Source organism: Brevundimonas sp., assembly GCF_036963785.1.
GTDB lineage: Bacteria > Pseudomonadota > Alphaproteobacteria > Caulobacterales > Caulobacteraceae > Brevundimonas.
On the sequence record NZ_JBALUS010000002.1, the window covers coordinates 344,137 to 361,003 of the forward strand.

At 68.3% G+C, this 16,867-nt stretch carries 14 protein-coding genes; 4 read left to right on the forward strand and 10 right to left on the reverse strand.

The window, feature by feature from the left end; genetic code table 11:
• Window positions 1-41: 41 nt before the first annotated feature.
• Both V7672_RS05320 and V7672_RS05325 read right to left on the reverse strand, forming a co-directional pair.
• Entirely contained in the window at window positions 42-491 is a 450-nt protein-coding gene (locus V7672_RS05320) for a hypothetical protein (RefSeq protein ID WP_335623559.1), read from the reverse strand.
• Window positions 488-1,387, reverse strand: coding sequence for a D-alanyl-D-alanine carboxypeptidase family protein (locus V7672_RS05325; RefSeq protein WP_335623560.1), 900 nt, complete (start codon window positions 1,385-1,387; stop codon window positions 488-490). Before V7672_RS05325 ends, V7672_RS05320 begins: the two co-directional genes overlap by 4 nt.
• Before the next feature lie 111 nt (window positions 1,388-1,498).
• On the opposite strand from V7672_RS05325, the gene V7672_RS05330 reads away from it, so the two are divergent.
• Genes V7672_RS05330 through V7672_RS05340 form a run of 3 tightly spaced genes read left to right on the forward strand, consistent with a single transcriptional unit; the run spans window position 1,499 to window position 4,053 of the window.
• Window positions 1,499-2,890 carry an MFS transporter gene (locus V7672_RS05330; protein ID WP_335623561.1) on the forward strand — a complete coding sequence of 464 codons (1,392 nt, stop codon included), beginning with the start codon at window positions 1,499-1,501 and terminating at the stop codon, window positions 2,888-2,890.
• A gap of 9 nt (window positions 2,891-2,899) precedes the next feature.
• Entirely contained in the window at window positions 2,900-3,700 is an 801-nt protein-coding gene (gene mazG, locus V7672_RS05335) for a nucleoside triphosphate pyrophosphohydrolase (protein ID WP_335623562.1), read from the forward strand.
• Window positions 3,700-4,053 carry a hypothetical protein gene (locus tag V7672_RS05340; RefSeq protein WP_335623563.1) on the forward strand — a complete coding sequence of 118 codons (354 nt, stop codon included), beginning with the start codon at window positions 3,700-3,702 and terminating at the stop codon, window positions 4,051-4,053. The genes mazG and V7672_RS05340 overlap by 1 nt, the downstream gene beginning before the upstream one ends.
• A gap of 673 nt (window positions 4,054-4,726) precedes the next feature.
• Here the strand turns inward: V7672_RS05340 and V7672_RS05345 are convergent.
• From V7672_RS05345 to dusB, 7 genes are all read right to left on the reverse strand, one after another.
• Window positions 4,727-5,866: a GNAT family N-acetyltransferase gene (locus tag V7672_RS05345; protein ID WP_335623564.1), complete on the reverse strand. Its 1,140-nt coding sequence runs from the start codon at window positions 5,864-5,866 to the stop codon at window positions 4,727-4,729.
• Between the two features lie 75 nt (window positions 5,867-5,941).
• Window positions 5,942-7,252 (reverse strand): GTPase HflX, encoded by a 1,311-nt coding sequence (hflX, locus tag V7672_RS05350; protein WP_335623565.1) that lies wholly within the window; start codon window positions 7,250-7,252, stop codon window positions 5,942-5,944.
• A 91-nt stretch (window positions 7,253-7,343) separates the two neighbouring features.
• Complete coding sequence (hfq, locus tag V7672_RS05355) at window positions 7,344-7,586, reverse strand: RNA chaperone Hfq (protein WP_123286626.1); 243 nt, start codon at window positions 7,584-7,586, stop codon at window positions 7,344-7,346.
• Between the two features lie 114 nt (window positions 7,587-7,700).
• The gene (locus V7672_RS05360; RefSeq protein WP_335623566.1) at window positions 7,701-8,564 is read right to left on the reverse strand and encodes a D-amino-acid transaminase; all 864 of its coding nucleotides are present in this window, start codon (window positions 8,562-8,564) and stop codon (window positions 7,701-7,703) included.
• The gene (gene ntrX / locus V7672_RS05365) at window positions 8,564-9,976 is read right to left on the reverse strand and encodes a nitrogen assimilation response regulator NtrX (RefSeq protein ID WP_335623567.1); all 1,413 of its coding nucleotides are present in this window, start codon (window positions 9,974-9,976) and stop codon (window positions 8,564-8,566) included. Before ntrX ends, V7672_RS05360 begins: the two co-directional genes overlap by 1 nt.
• Window positions 9,977-9,985: 9 nt before the next feature.
• Window positions 9,986-12,247 carry a sensor histidine kinase NtrY-like gene (locus V7672_RS05370; protein WP_335623568.1) on the reverse strand — a complete coding sequence of 754 codons (2,262 nt, stop codon included), beginning with the start codon at window positions 12,245-12,247 and terminating at the stop codon, window positions 9,986-9,988.
• Window positions 12,248-12,336: 89 nt separating this feature from the next.
• Window positions 12,337-13,326 carry a tRNA dihydrouridine synthase DusB gene (gene dusB, locus V7672_RS05375; protein WP_335623569.1) on the reverse strand — a complete coding sequence of 330 codons (990 nt, stop codon included), beginning with the start codon at window positions 13,324-13,326 and terminating at the stop codon, window positions 12,337-12,339.
• Between the two features lie 63 nt (window positions 13,327-13,389).
• On the opposite strand from dusB, the gene V7672_RS05380 reads away from it, so the two are divergent.
• Entirely contained in the window at window positions 13,390-14,559 is a 1,170-nt protein-coding gene (locus V7672_RS05380; RefSeq protein WP_335623570.1) for a bifunctional 2-C-methyl-D-erythritol 4-phosphate cytidylyltransferase/2-C-methyl-D-erythritol 2,4-cyclodiphosphate synthase, read from the forward strand.
• Here the strand turns inward: V7672_RS05380 and V7672_RS05385 are convergent.
• Window positions 14,556-16,823: a spermidine synthase gene (locus V7672_RS05385; RefSeq protein ID WP_335623571.1), complete on the reverse strand. Its 2,268-nt coding sequence runs from the start codon at window positions 16,821-16,823 to the stop codon at window positions 14,556-14,558. The two genes, V7672_RS05380 and V7672_RS05385, sit on opposite strands and share 4 nt — an antisense overlap.
• Between the last annotated feature and the right edge of the window lie 44 nt (window positions 16,824-16,867).

Genomic DNA, 16,867 nt, shown 5'->3' on the forward strand with positions numbered 1-16,867 from the left:
AGGATGCAGGTCAACGCATTCAAGGGCCGCTCAGCACATTTTCAGAAAGGGCAGACCCGCCTGTAAAAGGCATCGTCACCGGGAACGGTTGCACCGTGCGCCAGCAAAAACCGGTGCTCAACGACAGAGGCCTGCTGCTCGATGTTGAGAGCGGACCAGCCTGTCCGGGGGCCGCAGTCGTAGGCATAGGCTGCGGGGCTGTCGCCGGCCCTGAGCTTGGCGATCAACAGATTGACGCCCTGCTGGGCCTGCCAGACGTGCACCAGTTCGTGGATCAGGGTCGCCTGACGCCTCAGCGGCCCGAGCGCCAGGTCGTCGGACCAGATCGCGGTCGGCCAGCAGATCCACTCCCGCCCCGCCAACCGACCGGGCACAAATGCGCGGCTGAGCAGCGGCGGCAGGCGGAGAAGGCGGACGGTGTCGGTTCGAAGTGCCGGACCGAAGACCGAGCGGGCCAGCGCGATCTCGCCGGGGGCCAGCGCCCGGATCATTTCACCATCATGGGCGGGATGTGTGGGCGCGGCGCCAGCCGTTCGGAGTTCAGGACCTCGGTGGTCGGGCCGGTCCATTCCCAGTGCCAGGGTTCATAGACATAAGGGACGAAGCCGAAGCGGTGGGCATTCTCCACCAGCCAGCGATAGGCCGGACCGCGCGTCTGGTGCCGGCGGTTGGCCCAGCGGGTGGAGTCGACCCCATGCCCCGCCAGATGGCCGACATAGAGGTCGATGGCCCTCCCCGTGCGGTGCGGCGAGCAGACGGCCCGACGCAAGCCGTCGCAATTGCCCTCGCGGGCACAGCGGGCGGCGTCGGCCTCGGGGTCGCGGTAGCTGGAAAAGACCTGCAGCAGTTCGGGGTTCTCGGCGATCTCGGGCACCTCGGCCCGCGCCGCCCTGACCATCACTCGATAGGCGTTCAGCACGTCATACTGGAGCAGGCGCACCATGCGGTCGGCGTGTTCCTCGGTGGGGTCGAGATAGCCCAGCTCGCTCTGGGGCGGCGGATCGGGGCAGATATCGGCCACGCGGGCCATGACGAAGGGCCGGCGCTCCTGCCACAGGCCCTTGAAGACCTGGAAGGTGTCGCGGGTGAACAGGCCGTTGGCGACGAGGCCATAGCGCTTCTGAAAGCCAGCGAGCGCCACGGCAAAGCCGGGCGTGTCGGGCGCGCAGCGGGTCCCGAGCTCACGGGAGATCAGCGGCAGATAGGCCAGCCAGCCGCGCTCGGTCTGGTCGAACGGGCGCCATATCATCCAGTCGAAGGAATAGCCGTTGGCCAGCGCAATCCCGGCGAAACCCGGCCGGCCACCGCAGTCGTCCTGGGCCAGAGCCGGGCGCGCCACGCCCAGTCCGATCAGGAGAACAGCCACAAGGGTCACGATCCGCGTCATGGCGAGAGGAAGCCTGACGCGGGGCCGGATCGCAAGAGGACACTCGCCAGACGCGGATTCGCGGTATGACGGGAGGCGCGGTCGAGTCGCGCCTTGAGCCAGCGGATCTTCATGACGTCTGCCCCCTCGCCCGCCAAACGCCTGCCGAACCGCACGCTGGCCGCCTTTTCGGCCGCCTGTCTGCCCTATGCCGCACTGGGCCTGCCCGTCTATGTGACCCTGCCCGAGTTTTACGCCAGCCATGTGGGGGTCGATCTGGCGCTGGTCGGGGTGATCTTCCTGGTCATCCGGCTGGCGGACATCTTTGTCGACCCGGCGCTGGGCATGGTGATCGACCGGACGCACAGCCGCTTTGGCCGCTATCGCCTGTGGATGGGCATGGCCGCGCCGGTGCTGATGCTGGCGGTCGGCATGCTGTTCATGGTCAGGCCGGGTGCGGGCGGGGCCTATCTGGCGATCTGGCTGATCGTCATGTCGCTGGGCTTCTCGGTCAGCCTGTTGTCGCAGGTCAGCTGGGCCTCGACCCTGACCAGCGACTATGACCAGCGGTCGCGGATCTATGGCTGGTGGCAGACGGCCAACATCGTCGGCGTGCTGGTGGTGCTGTTGATCCCGGCGCTGGTGCAGAATCTGGGCCTTGGCGACTATGCTTCGGCCGTGCGTTGGCAGGGGTGGTTCATCATCGTCGCCCTGCCCCTGACGCTGGTCATCACCTTCGCTTTCACGCCTGAACCCAAGGCGGGCCCCAGCCCCGACAAGGGCACGCGTTTCGCCTATCTGTCGCTGTTCAAGCTGCCGGTGCTGCAAAGGCTGCTGACCGCCGACCTGATGCTGGGCATTGCGCGGGGCGTGGTGGGGGCGCTGTTCTTCTACTTCTTTGAGGCGGTGCAGGGCTTTCAGCGGGCCGAGACCTCGATCCTGCTGCTGGTCTATTTCGTGGCCGGTCTGGCGGGGGCACCGGTGTGGAGCGCTCTGGCGGTGCGGATGGGCAAGCACGGGGCGCTGATCCTGGCCTGCGTCTATTTCGCCGCGACCCTGCTGCTGGCCGCCTTTGCCGGGCCGGTGCTGGTGCCGCTGGCCGAGGCGGCCGGGCTGGGCAATGCCGAGGTGGTGGTCGCCGGGCTGATGGTGGCCCTGGTCGGTCTGGCCTTTGCCTCGGGCGATCTTCTGCTGCGGGCCATGATGGCCGATGTCGCCGATCAGGTGCGGCTGGACCAGGGCGAGGACCGGACAGGCCTGCTGTTCTCGATCCTGACGGCGACCTCCAAGCTGGGTTATGCGGTGTCGGTGATGACCTTTGCCGGACTGAGACTGACCGGGTTCGATCCGACGCTGGGCGGGGCCAACAGCGAGACGGCGCTGATCTGGCTGCAGATCATGTTCGCAGGCCTGCCCGCCCTGTGTCTCGTGGTCGGGGCCTGGGCCCTGTGGCGCTATCCGCTGGACCAGACGCGCCACGCCGAAATCCGCGCGGCGCTTGAGGCCCGGGGCGGAGCCGGTTAGGTCCGGCGCATGACCGACACACCCCCTGCCCCCCTCGACCGCCTGCGCGCCATCATGGTGCGACTGCGCGACCCCGTGACCGGCTGCCCGTGGGATGTGGAGCAGACGTTTCAGACCATCGCGCCCTATACGCTGGAGGAAGCCTATGAGGTCGCCGATGCCATCGAGCGCGGCGATTTCGACGAGCTGAAGTCCGAGCTGGGCGATCTGCTGTTCCAGGTCGTCTTCCACGCCCGTATGGCCGAGGAGCAGGGCCTGTTCGACTTCGATGCCGTGGCCGGGGCCATCGTCGACAAGCTGGAGCGGCGCCACCCGCATGTCTTCGGCGACGAGGCCGCGAAGGCCGATGCCGCCTCGCAGAAGGCGCGATGGGAGGACATCAAGGCCGCCGAGCGCACCGCAAAGTCCCAGCACGGGGTGCTGGACGATGTGCCCGTTGGCCTGCCGGCCCTGGCCCGGGCGGCCAAGCTGACGAAGCGGGCCGCGCGAGTCGGCTTTGACTGGCCCAGCACCGCCGAGGTGTTCGCCAAGCTGGACGAGGAAGTCGCCGAGCTGAAGGTCGAGATCGCCGCCGGGTCCAGCGAGCGGATGAAGGACGAGGTCGGAGACCTGTTGTTCGTGGTCGCCAACCTGGCCCGCAAGCTGGGCGTCGAGCCTGAGGATGCCCTGCGCGGGTCGAACGCCAAATTCGTGCGCCGCTTTGCCTTCATCGAGACGGAACTGGCGAAGGAGGGGCGCACGCCCGACCAGTCGGATCTGGCCGAGATGGACGCCCTGTGGAACGCGGCCAAGGTCGCGGAACGGGCCTGATGGGCCCCCTGCCCCCGGACTGGACCCCGGCCGACATCGAGGCGGTCATGCTCGAGAACGATCCGGAGAAGATGCCCTATGTGCCGATCGCGGTCTCGATGGGGTGTGACGAGGGCGACAGGGATTGGGCCGAGACGGTCTGTGTCAGGCTGGCGGCGCATCCGGAGGAATGGGTGCGCGGCAATGCCATCCTCGGCTTTGGTCATCTGGCGCGCGCGTTCCGCACCCTGGACCGGCCAACCGTTGAGCCGCTGGTGCGCGCCGCCCTGACCGATCCGTCGTCGGTGGTGCGCGGTCAGGCAGAGGCGGCCGTCGACGACATCGCGCACTTTCTGGGCTGGTCGGCGCGCTGATTCTGTCTGACCGCGGTGCCAGGATGCGCGGAAGCGCCTCTCGCCTTTGCGGGCAGAGGTTGGAGGGCAGGCGGAGCGCCGGGCCTTCGCCCGGATGAGCTAGAGTTTACCGTTTCGACGAAGGCTGACGCTCCGCGCGGTGGTTTTCCGGAAGCTTGCGTCGGGTGGCGGTGTTATCGCCTTACCGCAGCGCCTCCGACGGGCGGGCTGAACCTGCGTTCAGTCCCGGAACGGCCGAGTATCCCCCTCGACCCAATGTTTTTGGGGCCTACCGTTCGCGCCGCGGGCGCTCACTGTTTGAGGCCCGAAGTTTGATTGGCGGCATCCCAACAACCCCGCTCCATCCGCCCCCGCCGCTTGCAAGGTCGCAGGCCCTACGAGCCCTCCGTGCAACGGGACGGGGGGAGTGTGGCACACCGCTGGACCGGGTCGGGCAGAACGGTGCGAGAATCGATAGGGGTGTTGAGAAGGTTGGGGAATTTCGGCGTAGCCATTGCAGTATCCGTCTCCTCCCTGGCAAAGCTGGGGAGGTGGATCGGATGCGAAGCAGCCGAGACGGAGGGGCTCTTGAGGGCGTGCCTGTGGTGACGAACCCCTCCACCGCTACGCGGTCCCGTCGTCGGCTCGTGCGCGAGCCTTTCTCCACGGAAGACCTTCCTTCTCGGGAAGCCCCTCAGCCCTCGACTGAACCACCCGGGGCCAGTCGACGGGGAATGGCGCGCATGGCGTGGACGAGGGCGAGGGCGCGGCCGGTGGGGGTGGGGTCGATAGCGGCGATGTGGTCGAGGCGGCGGCGCACCTTGGCCAGGGGAGCATCGGCACCCGAGGCCCAGTCCGTCGAGCCCAGCGTCAGAAGCCCCCTGCCCTGCCCCTCGACCAGGGTCAGGCCGACACCGACCTGTTTGCGTATCGAGGCCCAAGGCTGTTTGTAGTGGTCGTGGCCGGGGCCGAGGTCATAGACGGCGATCCCCAACCGGGGCATGGCGCGGATGGCCTGGTCGAGGAAGGCATTGCCCGGCGACACATGGGCCAGCGACGGATTGGTCGAGGCGATCCACGGGTGATAGGTGCCCTGCCCGAACACGCCGAAATGGCCGCCCACCAGCGTATCGCCCGCGTGCAGGGTCAGCATGAGGCCGCGGAAATGCGGGGTGTCGGTCTGGAACAGGTCGGACATCAGGTCGCGCACCCACAGCGGACGCAGCACATCCTGAAGCCCGGTGCGGTCGAACTGTTCGGATTTCCAGGTCAGCAGGGCGTCGAGGTCGTCGCGGGACCGGCTCTGATCGAAGCGCAGGGGGCCCAGCTCGGCCAGGCGGTTCTGCAGCCGGCGCCAATTCTTGAACTTCTTGGGGCTGGCGGCGCGCATGGCCTCCAGATGGGTCTCGGGGCCTTCCGGCGTCTCGATGGCAAAGGCGTCCGGCCCGGTGCCGACCGGCGGGAACAGGCCATGGGGATCGACCAGACCGATGTGGCGGAAGGCGCCGATCCCGGCCAACGTCAGGGCCTGCGGGCCATCGATACCGGGCGCCGGGCCGGTGATGAGGGCGTGATAGTCCGAGAAGGGCGCACCCAGCGGGCGGGCGAAACCGCCGGGACGCCGGTGCAGGCCGAGGAAGCCCACAATCTCGCCTCCCCGTCGATAGGTGACGACCTCGGCATCATCGCGCACGCGCCCAACGGCGCGGGCGAAGTCAGGCCCCATCAGCGGATTGGCAAAGGCCGGCTGCTGTCCCTGAAAGGCACGCCACTGGACGGCTTCCCCCTCAGGGAGCTCCGTCGCGCGACGGCGGGTAGCGATGATCTGTGCCATTGCGGGAGGCTTTCAGGGCAAACGGTGGACGCTGCCCCGTGCGCTGCAAGTCCCTGGCCGGAAACCCGGCTCGGTTCAGGTGAACAGCCGCTGGTAGCGCCCGAGGGCGGGTTCCGAGAGGCGGACGCTGATCTGGACGCGGCCCTCAGCGTCTTCGGTGCGTTCGGTGATGCGGCCGTGCTCGTACAGCCAGGCCAGCGCCTCGCCGTCCTGGGGCTCTAGCGTTAGGTGGATCTCGGGGTCGGTGTCGATCCGTTCGGCGATGGCCTGACGCAACGCCTCGAGCCCCTCGCCGGTCAGGGCCGACACAGCGACGGCGCCCTCGGTCCCGGCGCGGGTGAGCATGGCGGCACGGGTCTCGGGGTCGAGACGGTCGATCTTGTTCCAGACCTCGAGCGTGCGGACCTGAAGCCTGCCCTCCTCCTCGCCTTCGCCGGGGGCGATGCGCGCCAGAACCTCCTCGACGTCCTTCGCCTCGGCGTCCGTCTCGGGGCTGGAGATGTCGCGGACGTGCAGGATCAGATCGGCCTCGGCGACCTCTTCCAAGGTGGCGCGGAAGCTCTCGACCAGTTCGTGCGGCAGGTCGGAAATGAAGCCCACGGTGTCGGCGATCAGGGCCGACCGCCCCTGTGGCAGGCGGATCATGCGCTGGGTCGGGTCGAGTGTGGCGAACAGCAGGTCCTTCGCCACCACCTCGGCCCCGGTCAGGTGGTTGAACAGGGTCGACTTGCCCGCATTGGTGTAGCCGACCAGGGCGACGGTCGGGAACGGGACCTTCTTGCGCTGGGTGCGGTGCAGGCCCCGGGTGCGGCGCACGTCCTGGAGGTCGGCCCTGAGCTTGACGATGCGGTCGGCGATCAGGCGGCGGTCCAGCTCGATCTGGGTTTCGCCGGGACCGCCGGTCGAGCCCGTGCCGCCGCGCTGGCGTTCCAGGTGGGTCCAGGTGCGGACGAGGCGAGAGCGTTCGTACTCCAGCCGCGCCAGTTCGACCTGCAGCCGGCCCTCACGCGTACGGGCTCGGCGGCCGAAGATCTCGAGGATCAGGCCGGTGCGGTCGATGACCTTGGCCTCCCACGCCTTTTCCAGATTGCGCTGCTGGACGGGCGTCAGGGCGTCGTCGATGACGACTACCTCGGCTTCGGCGGCGCGCACCAGGGCGGCCATTTCGTCGACCTTGCCCGAGCCGAACAGGGTGGCCGGCGTGGTGCGGCGAAGGGCGATGACCTCCTGGCCCCGGACATCGAGGTCCAGGGCCTGGGCCAGGCCCACGGCCTCGTCCAGCCGGTCATGGGGGCGGCGGCCCCCTGCCCGACCGGCGGACCGGTCGGGGTGAAGCACAAGGGCCCGAACGGGCGGAGCGGTATGGTCAATCAGCGGTGAGGACACGCAGGTTCCGGGCTTTGAATGGACGAAAGCGTCCCGTCCGCGAACGCTCGGACAGGACCACAGGCTCCCTCAGCACTCCGGACCGGACGGATCAGTCCTGATCTTCCGGCTCGCGCAGGTCGACCGGAGCCGAGGGCATGATGGTGGAGATGGCGTGCTTGTAGACCAATTGCGACTGGCCATCGCGACGCAGCAGCACGCAGAAATTGTCGAACCAGGTGACGATGCCCTGCAGCTTGACGCCGTTGACGAGGAAGATGGTCAGCGGGGTCTTGGTCTTGCGGACCGTGTTGAGGAAGGTGTCCTGAAGGTTCTGACGTTTGTCTTGCGACATGGCAGGTTGATCCTGTTCTTGCTTGTTGTCCGGCACGGGGAGGCTGCCGGAGCCGCGATGTGCGCGACGGGGCGACCTTAATCACGCCGACGGCCAACGGCAACCGCAGGACGGCTAGACCGCGCCATCGCGGGCGGCGTCGAGGTAGGCTTCGCGGAGGCGGCGGGTGACGGGGCCGGGCTTGCCGGTGCCGATCTTCACGCCGTCAATCGACACGGCGGGCAGGACGAAGGCCCCGGCGGCGGTGAAGAAGGCCTCTTGCGCGGCCTTGGCCTCCTCGACGGTGAAGGCGCGTTCCTCGAACGGAATGCCCTCTTCCCTGATGATCTGCATCAGGGTGGAACGGGTGCAGCCGCGCAGGATGTTGGCCTGGGTGTCGCGGGTACGCAGGACGCCCTCGGCATCGATGATCCAGGCATTGGTCGAGGTGCCCTCGGTGACCAGACCCAGCTCGTCGACCAGCCAGCATTCATAGGCGCCGACCTCGCGCGCGGCCTGTTTGGCCAGCACATTGGGCAGCAGACCGACGGTCTTGATGTCACAGCGGCCCCAGCGCAGGTCGGGCCGGGTGACGACGGCGACGCCCTTTTTGGCTGTGGCCTCGGCCTTGGCCTGATCGACCCGGCGTGAGGTGACGATGACGCTGGGCGGGGTGTCTGCGGACGGGAACGGATGGTCGCGGCGGGCCGTGCCGCGCGTGATCTGCAGATAGACGATGCCGTCGTCGACGCGATTGCGGCGGATGGTTTCCTTGAGAACGATGGTCAGGGCCTGAGGCGACATCGGCATGCGAATGCGAAGTTCGCCGAGGCTGCGCTGAAGGCGGGTCATATGGCCGTCGAAATCGGCCAGGCGGCCGTCGAAGACCGACCAGACCTCATAGACGCCGTCCGCGAACTGGAAGCCGCGATCCTCGATATGGACGACCGCCCCCGTGTGGGGCTGGTACTGGCCGTTGACGTAGGCGATGCGGGACATCAGGCGTCGCTCGCCTCCATATCGTCGTCGCCGCCACGCGCGGGGGAGACGCCGAGTGACTTGAGCTTGCGGTGCAGGGCCGAGCGCTCCATGCCGATGAAGCCCGCCGTGCGCGAGATATTGCCGCCGAAGCGCATGATCTGGGCGGCCAGATATTCGCGCTCGAACACCTCGCGCGCCTCGCGCAGCGGCAGGGCGATGATGCGCTCATTGCCCATCGACAGGGTGGCGTTGTCCGAGGGGCCGTCCTGGGGAAGCATGTCGGCCGAGATCGGTTCGGACGGATCACCGGTTGCGAGGATCAGCAGGCGCTCAATGTTATTCCGCAGTTGCCGGACATTGCCGGGCCAGGGATTGACCTGCATGACCGCGACGGCGTCATCGCCAATGCGGCGACGCGGCAGGCCCTGGGAGACGCAGATGGTCTCGGTGAAATATTCGATCATTTCGGCGATGTCCTCGCGCCGTTCCGACAGCGGCGGAACGCGGATCGGCACGACGGCGAGGCGGTGGAACAGGTCCTCGCGGAAGCGGCCCTCGTCGATCTCCTGCTTGAGGTCGCGCGAGGAAGAGGTGATGACGCGGACATCGACCTGGACGTCCTGCTCACCGCCCACCCGGCGGAAGCGCTGCTCGACCAGCACGCGCAGGATGCGGCTCTGGCTTTCGCGGGGCATGTCGGCCACCTCGTCGAGGTAGAGGGTGCCGTTGTGGGCGCGTTCGAACACGCCGATCTTGCTGGGACGGCCGTCGACGCCCTCCTCCCCGAACAGTTCGAGGTCGAGGCGCTCGGGCGTCATTCCGGCGGCGGCGATGGCCACAAACTCGGACCGGCCGCGCGGGCTGGCCTCGTGGATCTGGCGGGCCACCAGTTCCTTGCCGGATCCCGGCGGGCCGGAAATCAGGACGCGGCTGTTGGCGGGGGCGACCTTGGAAATCGTGCTGCGCAGGGCGGCGGCGGCGGCGGACTTTCCGATGATGCCGGTCGGCGTCATGGCCTGGGCGCGCAGCTGACGGTTCTCGCGCTTGAGCGAGGCGGCCTCGAGCGCGCGCTGGATGACCACCACCAGCCGGTCGGACTTGAACGGCTTTTCGATGAAGTCATAGGCGCCGCGCTGCAGGGCGCTGACGGCCGTTTCGATATTGCCGTGGCCCGAGATCATCACGACCGGCAGGTCGGGGTCGATGGTGCGGATGATGTCGAGCAGTTCCAGCCCGTCGATGCCGCCCCCCTGCATCCAGATGTCCAGCAGGGCCAGCGAAGGCTTCCGCGCGCGAATGGCGGCCAGGGCCTCGTCGGAGTTGGAGGCGGTGCGGATCGCATGCCCCTCGTCTTCGAGGAGGCCGGCGACCAGTTCACGAATGTCGGCCTCGTCGTCGACGACCAGAATGTCCGCTCCGTTGCTTTTCATGAGCTCTCTCTATTCAGCCGCGGGGATGGTGGAGGATGAAGGGGGGGCAGGCACGGTCCCGGTCCGGGAGGGCGCCTTGAGCGGGAAGACCAGACAGACCCGGGCCCCCCTCAGCGTTTCGGCATCGGCCAGTTTCAGCTCGCCGCCGTGGTCCTCACAGATACGGCGGACAATGGCGAGGCCCAGACCGGTGCCCTTGTCGCGCGTGGTGACATAGGGCTCGGTCAGGCGGTCCCGGTCCTTTTCGGGCAGGCCGACGCCGTCGTCCTCGATGACGAAGGTGACGCTGTTCGGCTCGAGGTCCAGCCAGGCGAGGATGGCGGTGCCGCCGCCCGTCTCGCCGGTCATGGCGCGGCGGGCCTGCACCGATTCCCCGGCGTTCTTGAGGATGTTGGTCAGGGCCTGGCCGACCATGCGGCCGTCGCATTGAAGCTGCGCCTTGGGCAGGCCGCGCTGCAGGTCGATATCGGCGTCCGGAACCGCGACACGCTGGGCGAACACCGCCTGACGCAGCAGTTCGGCGGGGTTCTCCGGGGCAAACCGCGGGGCCGGCATGCGGGCAAAGGACGAGAACTCATCGACCATGCGGCCGATGTCGCCGACCTGGCGGATGATGGTCTCGGTGCAGCGATCAAAGACCTCGACATCATCGACGACCTGCGAGCGATATTTGCGGCGCAGGCGCTCGGCCGACAGCTGGATCGGGGTCAGGGGGTTCTTGATCTCATGGGCGATGCGGCGGGCGACGTCGCGCCAGGCGGCATTGCGCTGGGCGGTGACCAGCCGGGTGATGTCATCGAAGGTCAGCACCATTTCGCCGCCCAGGCCGCCCTCGATGCGCACGCGGAGGCGACGGGTCTCCCCGTCACGGGTGACGTCGATGTCCTCCTCGATGTGGGCCTCGGCCCGCTTGAGCAGTTCGCTGAGCTCGGGCGAAAAGGCCGCCAGCTCGCGCCCGGTCAGGTCGGCATCGGGCAGGCCCAGCAGCTCGACAGCGCTGGCGTTTATGGCCGAGACCCGCCCCTTGCGATCCAGACCGATGACCCCCGCGCTGACGCCGGACAGCACGGTTTCGATGAAGCGACTTCGGCCCTGGGCATCCTCACTGGCGGCCTTTAGGGCCTCCTGCTGAGCTTGAAGATCACCGGTCATCCGATTGAACGCATTCGACAAGGCCGCGATTTCGTGCGGCTCCTTATCGACCTGCACACGGGCCGAGAGGTCGCCGCCTGCGACCTGATCCGCGGCCTGGGCCAGACGCCCGATCGGCACGGAAATGGCGCTGGCAGCCGACATGCCCAGCCAGACCGCGCCGACAAGAACCAGCAGGGCCGTTTCCAGATAGCTGAGGGCAAAGGCGGTCTGGATGCTGGCGCGGCTTTCCTGGGCCTCGCGATAGGCCTGGATCGACTGCTCGCTGTTGCGCATCTGCGAGATCAGCCCGGGCTGCAGCGGACGCACGGCATAGAGGTAGGCGTCGCCGTAGCCGGACAAGGGGTAGAGGGTGCGGATGGTGTCGGGATTTTCGGTGACGCCACTGGGCGCGATTTCGCCCTGGGCCGCCATCTCAAGATCGCTGCGGGGCGGTCCGACATAGAGGGGGGCGCCGGGCAGTTCGCCGCTGGCCAGCACCCGCCCCTCTCCATCGAGGATATAAAGGGCCGGATAGCCGAAGATGTCGGCCGTCTGGGCCAACAGGCCCGAAAAGCGGATGCGACTGTTCTGGAAGTCGGCGCGGGCCTCGGGGGCCGTCAGCTCATTGGCCATGGTCGCCAGATCGGACTCGAGCTCGAGACTGACATCGCGGACATAGGCCCGGCCGATGTCGGCCCCATTCTCGACCGCCGCGCTGACGTTGACGCTGAACCACTGGTCCACGCCCCGGTTGACCAGAACCCCGAACACCAGGGCGATCAGAATGGCGGGCACCACGGCCACCAGCGAGAACAGGGTGACGAACCGCAGGTGCAGGCGCGCCCCGGCCTGTTTGCGATTACGGACCAGATCCAGCACCTGGATACCGACACCCGCCGCGAGCGTCAGGATCAGGACCAGATTGCCCAGAAGGATGTAGAGGACAGCCCGGCTGGCCGCAGCCCGGGCCCCGCTTTCGCCCCCGGCCTCGGGCGCCACGGCCACTAGCCAGATGGCAGCGATGGTGATCAGAAAGGCGACGGCATAGGCCACACCGAACACGGGACGCCCGGCCGGGGTCGAGATACCGGCCCGCAGCGCGCCGATCGCCGCATCCAGCGGCCGGCGTCCAGGCATTTCATCTGCTGTCACAGGGCCGGTCATGCGTCCGGCACCATCCGACACCTGTGGCCGATGATCAACAGGTTAGTTGCGAATATGCGGCACTAGGCCTGCCAAAGCTCCGACAGGGCCCGGGCCACCGCCTCGGGATCATCCATGCGGCACAGGCGGGACTTGGCGGCGCGACGGTCGGCAGGGTCGGCCGGCCAGGGGGCCTGTTCGATGTACCAGCCGAGGTGTTTGCGGAACATCTTGAGCCCCAGCGGATAGCCGTAGAAGTCCAGCGAGGCCTGCATATGGTCGATGACCAGGGCCAGACGGTCGGCGCGTTCGGGGGCGTCAGGGCCGGTATCGCCGTTCAGCCCGGCCTCGAGCCGGGCCGCCAGCCAGGGCCGGCCATAGACACCGCGCCCGAGCATCAGGGCATCGGCGCCCGATTGTTCCAGGGCATCGCGGGCATCCTGTAGCGTCAGCACATCGCCGTTGACCACGACAGGGATGGAGACGGCGTCCTTGACCTCGCCCACCGCCTGCCAGTCGGCCTTGCCGGTATAGAACTGCTTCCGGGTTCGACCGTGGACGGTGACGGCCTGGACGCCGATCTGTTCGGCGCGACGCGCCAGGGCGGCGGCATTGCGGTCGGTGTCGTCCCAGCCCAGACGCATCTTGACCGTGACCGGGCGGCTGACAGCCCCGACGACCGCCTCCATGATGCGGCAGGCCAGATCAGGCACACGCATCAGGGCCGAACCGGAGGCCGAGCCGGTGACCTCCTTGGCCGGGCAGCCGAAATTGAGGTCGATCAGGTCGGCGCCCGCGCGTTCGGCCATGCGTGCCCCCTCGGCCATGGCCTCGGGATCGCGGCCGACCAGCTGGATCACGGTCAGGGGCAGGCCCTCGCCCACCGCCGCGCGGCGCACGACATCGGGACGGCCGCGGGCCAGCTCGGCCGAGGCGACCATTTCCGTGGCGACATAGGGCGCGCCCAGACGCGAGGCCACGCGCCGGAACGGCAGGTCGGTGATGCCCGTCATGGGGGCCATCAGCACCCGGCCGGGCACGGTCACATCGCCGATGGTCAGGGAGGAAGCCATCGGCCCCTATCTTCGCCCCGGCCCCCTCTCGTCAAGGGCGCGTGCACTGCCTAGAAGACCTGAATGAGATTTCAGGCGATTGTTGTGGCGGCGGGCTCGGGCTCTCGCGCCGGTGTGGAAAAGCCCTGGGTGGCGCTGGCGGGCGTGCCGGTGCTGCGCTGGTCGGTGCGCGCGCTGCTGGAGGCCGGGGCCGGGGATGTGGTGGTCGTGGTGGGCCCCCATCGTCTGGCGGATGTGTCGGACGCACTGGCGGGCCTGACCGGCTGGCGGGCGGTCGAGGGCGGAGCGACCCGGGCTGAATCCGTTATGCGCGGGCTGGACGCGCTCGAGGCGGGCGACACCGCGCGGGCGGACACGCCTGTGCTGATCCATGATGCGGCGCGGCCGTTTCTGGGGCGGGCGGTGATTGACCGGCTGATGGATGCCTTGAGCGAGGCGGACGGGGCGGTCCCTGCCCTGCCCGCCGTCGACAGCTTGCGGCGCGGCGACGCGGCCGGGCTGGGCGACAGCGTGGATCGGGACGGCCTGTTCCGGGCCCAGACGCCGCAGGCCTTCCGGCTGGCCACGGTTCGGGCGGCCCTGACCGACTGGCAAGGCGAGACGCCGCCGACCGATGAGGCCGAGGCCGTGCGTGCGGCGGGTGGCCGGGTTGTGCTGGTCGCCGGCGATCCCCGCCTGTTCAAACTGACCTATCCCGAGGATTTCATCATGGCCGAGGCGCTCGCTGCCGGTTTGACTCCGCCGTCCGTGACGCGCGTCGGACAGGGGTTTGATGTGCACCGCTGGGGCCCGGGGACGTCGGTGTGGCTGTGCGGGGTCGAGATCCCGCACGACCGGACCCTGATCGGCCATTCGGACGCCGATGCGGGCCTGCACGCCCTGACCGATGCCGTCCTCGGGGCCATGGGAGACGGCGACATCGGCGACCATTTTCCGCCCTCCGACCCGCAGTGGAAGGGGGCATCAAGCGACCGGTTTCTGGTGCACGCCGTCAAACGACTGGCAGCGCGCGGCGGGCAACTGGTCAATGTCGATGTGACCCTGATCTGCGAGGAGCCGAAGATCAAACCGCACCGTCAAGCGATGCGGGAGCGGCTGGCTGCCCTGTGCGGCATTCCGCTGGAGGCCGTCAGCGTCAAGGCGACCACGACCGAACAACTGGGCTTTACGGGGCGCGGTGAAGGTCTGGCCGCCCAGGCGGTGGCCACCCTCACCCTGCCCGCCTCGCGCTAGAAGTTGGCGCGGACCAGCGCGCCCCACAGATTGACGTAGTCGTCAGTCCAGGGCCGCACCCTGGTGTCGGCGATCACCCGCCAGCCCGGATCGGACACGAAGTCGGCCAGACCTGCCTCGGTCGGCGACATGATCAGGACCTCGGTCGAGGCCTCGGCCATGTCGGGCTGATCGGCGCGCTCATAGAAGATGCGGTGGCGCTCGGCGGCGCCCAGCTGACGCGCGGCGGCGACCGTCGGCAAGGTGATGTCGAGGTTGCGGTTCGACAGGTGCAGGACCACCACGCCGGTCGGCCCGACCAGCCGCAGATAGTCGGACAGGGCCTCGACGGTCAGAAGGTGCGTCGGCACCACGTCGGACGAGAAGGCGTCGATGACCAGCAGGTCGAAGGCGGCGTCCGGCTGTTGCGCCAGGGTCAGGCGGGCATCCCCGAGCACCGTCTGGACCGGACCGGCGGCGCAGTCGGAGATGAAGGTGAACCAGCGGGGATCACGCGCCATGCGGTCGACCATGGGGTCGATCTCGAAGAAGGTCAGGGTGTCGCCAGGCCGCTTGTAGGCGGCCATGGCTCCGGCTCCGAGCCCGACCACACCCATACGGACCCCGGGCGAACGCGACTGGACCACCCAGGTCGCCTGACCGATCGGGGTCGACTGGGCATAGTACATGGTTGGATCGCAGGCATGGTCGGGGTGGCGCGCCTGGGCCCCGTGCAGGGTGGTGCCATGCATCAGCACATGCACCGGACCGCCCATGCCGGGGTCCTCGATCTGGGCCACGCGCATGATACCGAAGAAGCTGCGCTCGGTCAGGCTCCAGTCATAGCCGCGCGCCACATGCTGGGCCGACAGGGCGATCATCACGAGGACGCCGGTGAACACCAGCGCCTTGTCCCGCACCAGAAAGGCGCAGATGGCCGCGCCGCCGAGGATGATCGACGCCATCTGCAGGGTGCTGAAGTTCTGGAAGTAGGGCCAGAGAGACTCATTCTGGCGGATCACCTCCATGAGGATGTGCGGCATGACGGCCAGGAAGGCGGCGGCCAGCAGGAAATAGCCGTGGCGCAGGGTGAACGGGCCACCCCGGGGCCGGGCCAGGCCGACGGCCACCAGCACCAGCGGGTACTCCCACACCATGTTGAAGATGACGGGGGCGATCAGGGCGTTGAACACCCCGCCCAGCATGCCGCCCACCGACAGCAGCAGATAGAATTCGGTCAACCGGTCAGGGGGAGGCCGACGGCCTGCCAGCAGCTGGTGACACAACAGGGCGGTGAAGAAGAAGGTCGTCAGGTGGACGACCAGGATCAGCATCCAGCTGGAGCTGCGGAAGGCGACCATGCTGACGGTCACGGCCAGCAGGGCCGACTGGACGATCAGGGTGATCGGCAGGGGGATCCACGGCCGGCTCTGGAAGGCGATGACGAAGGTCAGCAGATAGAGGGCCAGCGGCAGGATCCACAGGAAGGGGGCGGAGGCGACATCGGTCGTCAGGTGAGCAGTAACCCCAAGCATCAGGCTGGACGGGGCCGCGGCCAGCAGCACCCAGATGCCGCGCTCACGCCAGTCGATGGGCGTGGTGCTGGCCAGTCGCGGCGGGTCTGACCGGGTCAGGGCCCGGGCGCGCCAGACGGTCAGGCCCAGCGCGACGATCATCAGCACAAAGAGGCCATAGCCCACACTCCAGCCCCAGCGCTGGCCCGACAGGGAGCTGAGCGGCTCGATCAGGACGGGATAGGCCAGCAGGGCGAGGAAGCTGCCGAGGTTGGACGCGGCATAGAGGACATAGGGGTTCTGGCCGTCGGCATGCCCCACGCGGACCCGCGCGTACCAGGCCTGCAGCAGGGGCGCGGTCGCCGACAGGATGGCGAACGGCAGGCCGACCGAGATCGCCAGGGTCACCAGCAGCCAGCCGATGGGCGCCGCGGGGTCCGGATCGCCCAGCAGGCCATTGACCCGGAGGGGCAGGAAGATGGCCGCGATCAGCAGCAGGACCAGATGGATGCCGACCTGCAGACGCAGCGAGGCGACCTTCTGCAGCAGGTGGGCATAGGCATAGCCCGCCAGCAGGCCCGTCTGGAAGAAGACCATGGCCGTGTTCCAGACCGAGGGAGAGCCCCCCAGCACCGGAAGCACCAATTTGGTGATCATCGGCTGGACCGAAAAGACCAGCATGGCCGAGGTAAAGATCGCCAGACCGAAGATCAGCGGGGTCAGGCGGACGCCGAGCGGCTCGACCCCGTCGGTCACGCTGGTCTGGCTCATGCGGGCTCCCATCGACAGGCGGGGCGCGGCGCGGCACCCTGTGG

Excerpts from the sequence above, each read along its gene's own strand:
- V7672_RS05320 (WP_335623559.1), bottom strand. The coding sequence starts at position 491 with ATGATCCGGGCGCTGGCCCCCGGCGAGATCGCGCTGGCCCGCTCGGTC.
- V7672_RS05325 (WP_335623560.1), bottom strand. The coding sequence starts at position 1,387 with ATGACGCGGATCGTGACCCTTGTGGCTGTTCTCCTGATCGGACTGGGC.
- V7672_RS05330 (WP_335623561.1), top strand. The coding sequence starts at position 1,499 with ATGACGTCTGCCCCCTCGCCCGCCAAACGCCTGCCGAACCGCACGCTG.
- mazG (WP_335623562.1), top strand. The coding sequence starts at position 2,900 with ATGACCGACACACCCCCTGCCCCCCTCGACCGCCTGCGCGCCATCATG.
- V7672_RS05340 (WP_335623563.1), top strand. The coding sequence starts at position 3,700 with ATGGGCCCCCTGCCCCCGGACTGGACCCCGGCCGACATCGAGGCGGTC.
- V7672_RS05345 (WP_335623564.1), bottom strand. The coding sequence starts at position 5,866 with ATGGCACAGATCATCGCTACCCGCCGTCGCGCGACGGAGCTCCCTGAG.
- hfq (WP_123286626.1), bottom strand. The coding sequence starts at position 7,586 with ATGTCGCAAGACAAACGTCAGAACCTTCAGGACACCTTCCTCAACACG.
- V7672_RS05360 (WP_335623566.1), bottom strand. The coding sequence starts at position 8,564 with ATGTCCCGCATCGCCTACGTCAACGGCCAGTACCAGCCCCACACGGGG.
- ntrX (WP_335623567.1), bottom strand. The coding sequence starts at position 9,976 with ATGAAAAGCAACGGAGCGGACATTCTGGTCGTCGACGACGAGGCCGAC.
- V7672_RS05370 (WP_335623568.1), bottom strand. The coding sequence starts at position 12,247 with ATGCCTGGACGCCGGCCGCTGGATGCGGCGATCGGCGCGCTGCGGGCC.
- dusB (WP_335623569.1), bottom strand. The coding sequence starts at position 13,326 with ATGGCTTCCTCCCTGACCATCGGCGATGTGACCGTGCCCGGCCGGGTG.
- V7672_RS05380 (WP_335623570.1), top strand. The coding sequence starts at position 13,390 with ATGAGATTTCAGGCGATTGTTGTGGCGGCGGGCTCGGGCTCTCGCGCC.
- V7672_RS05385 (WP_335623571.1), bottom strand. The coding sequence starts at position 16,823 with ATGAGCCAGACCAGCGTGACCGACGGGGTCGAGCCGCTCGGCGTCCGC.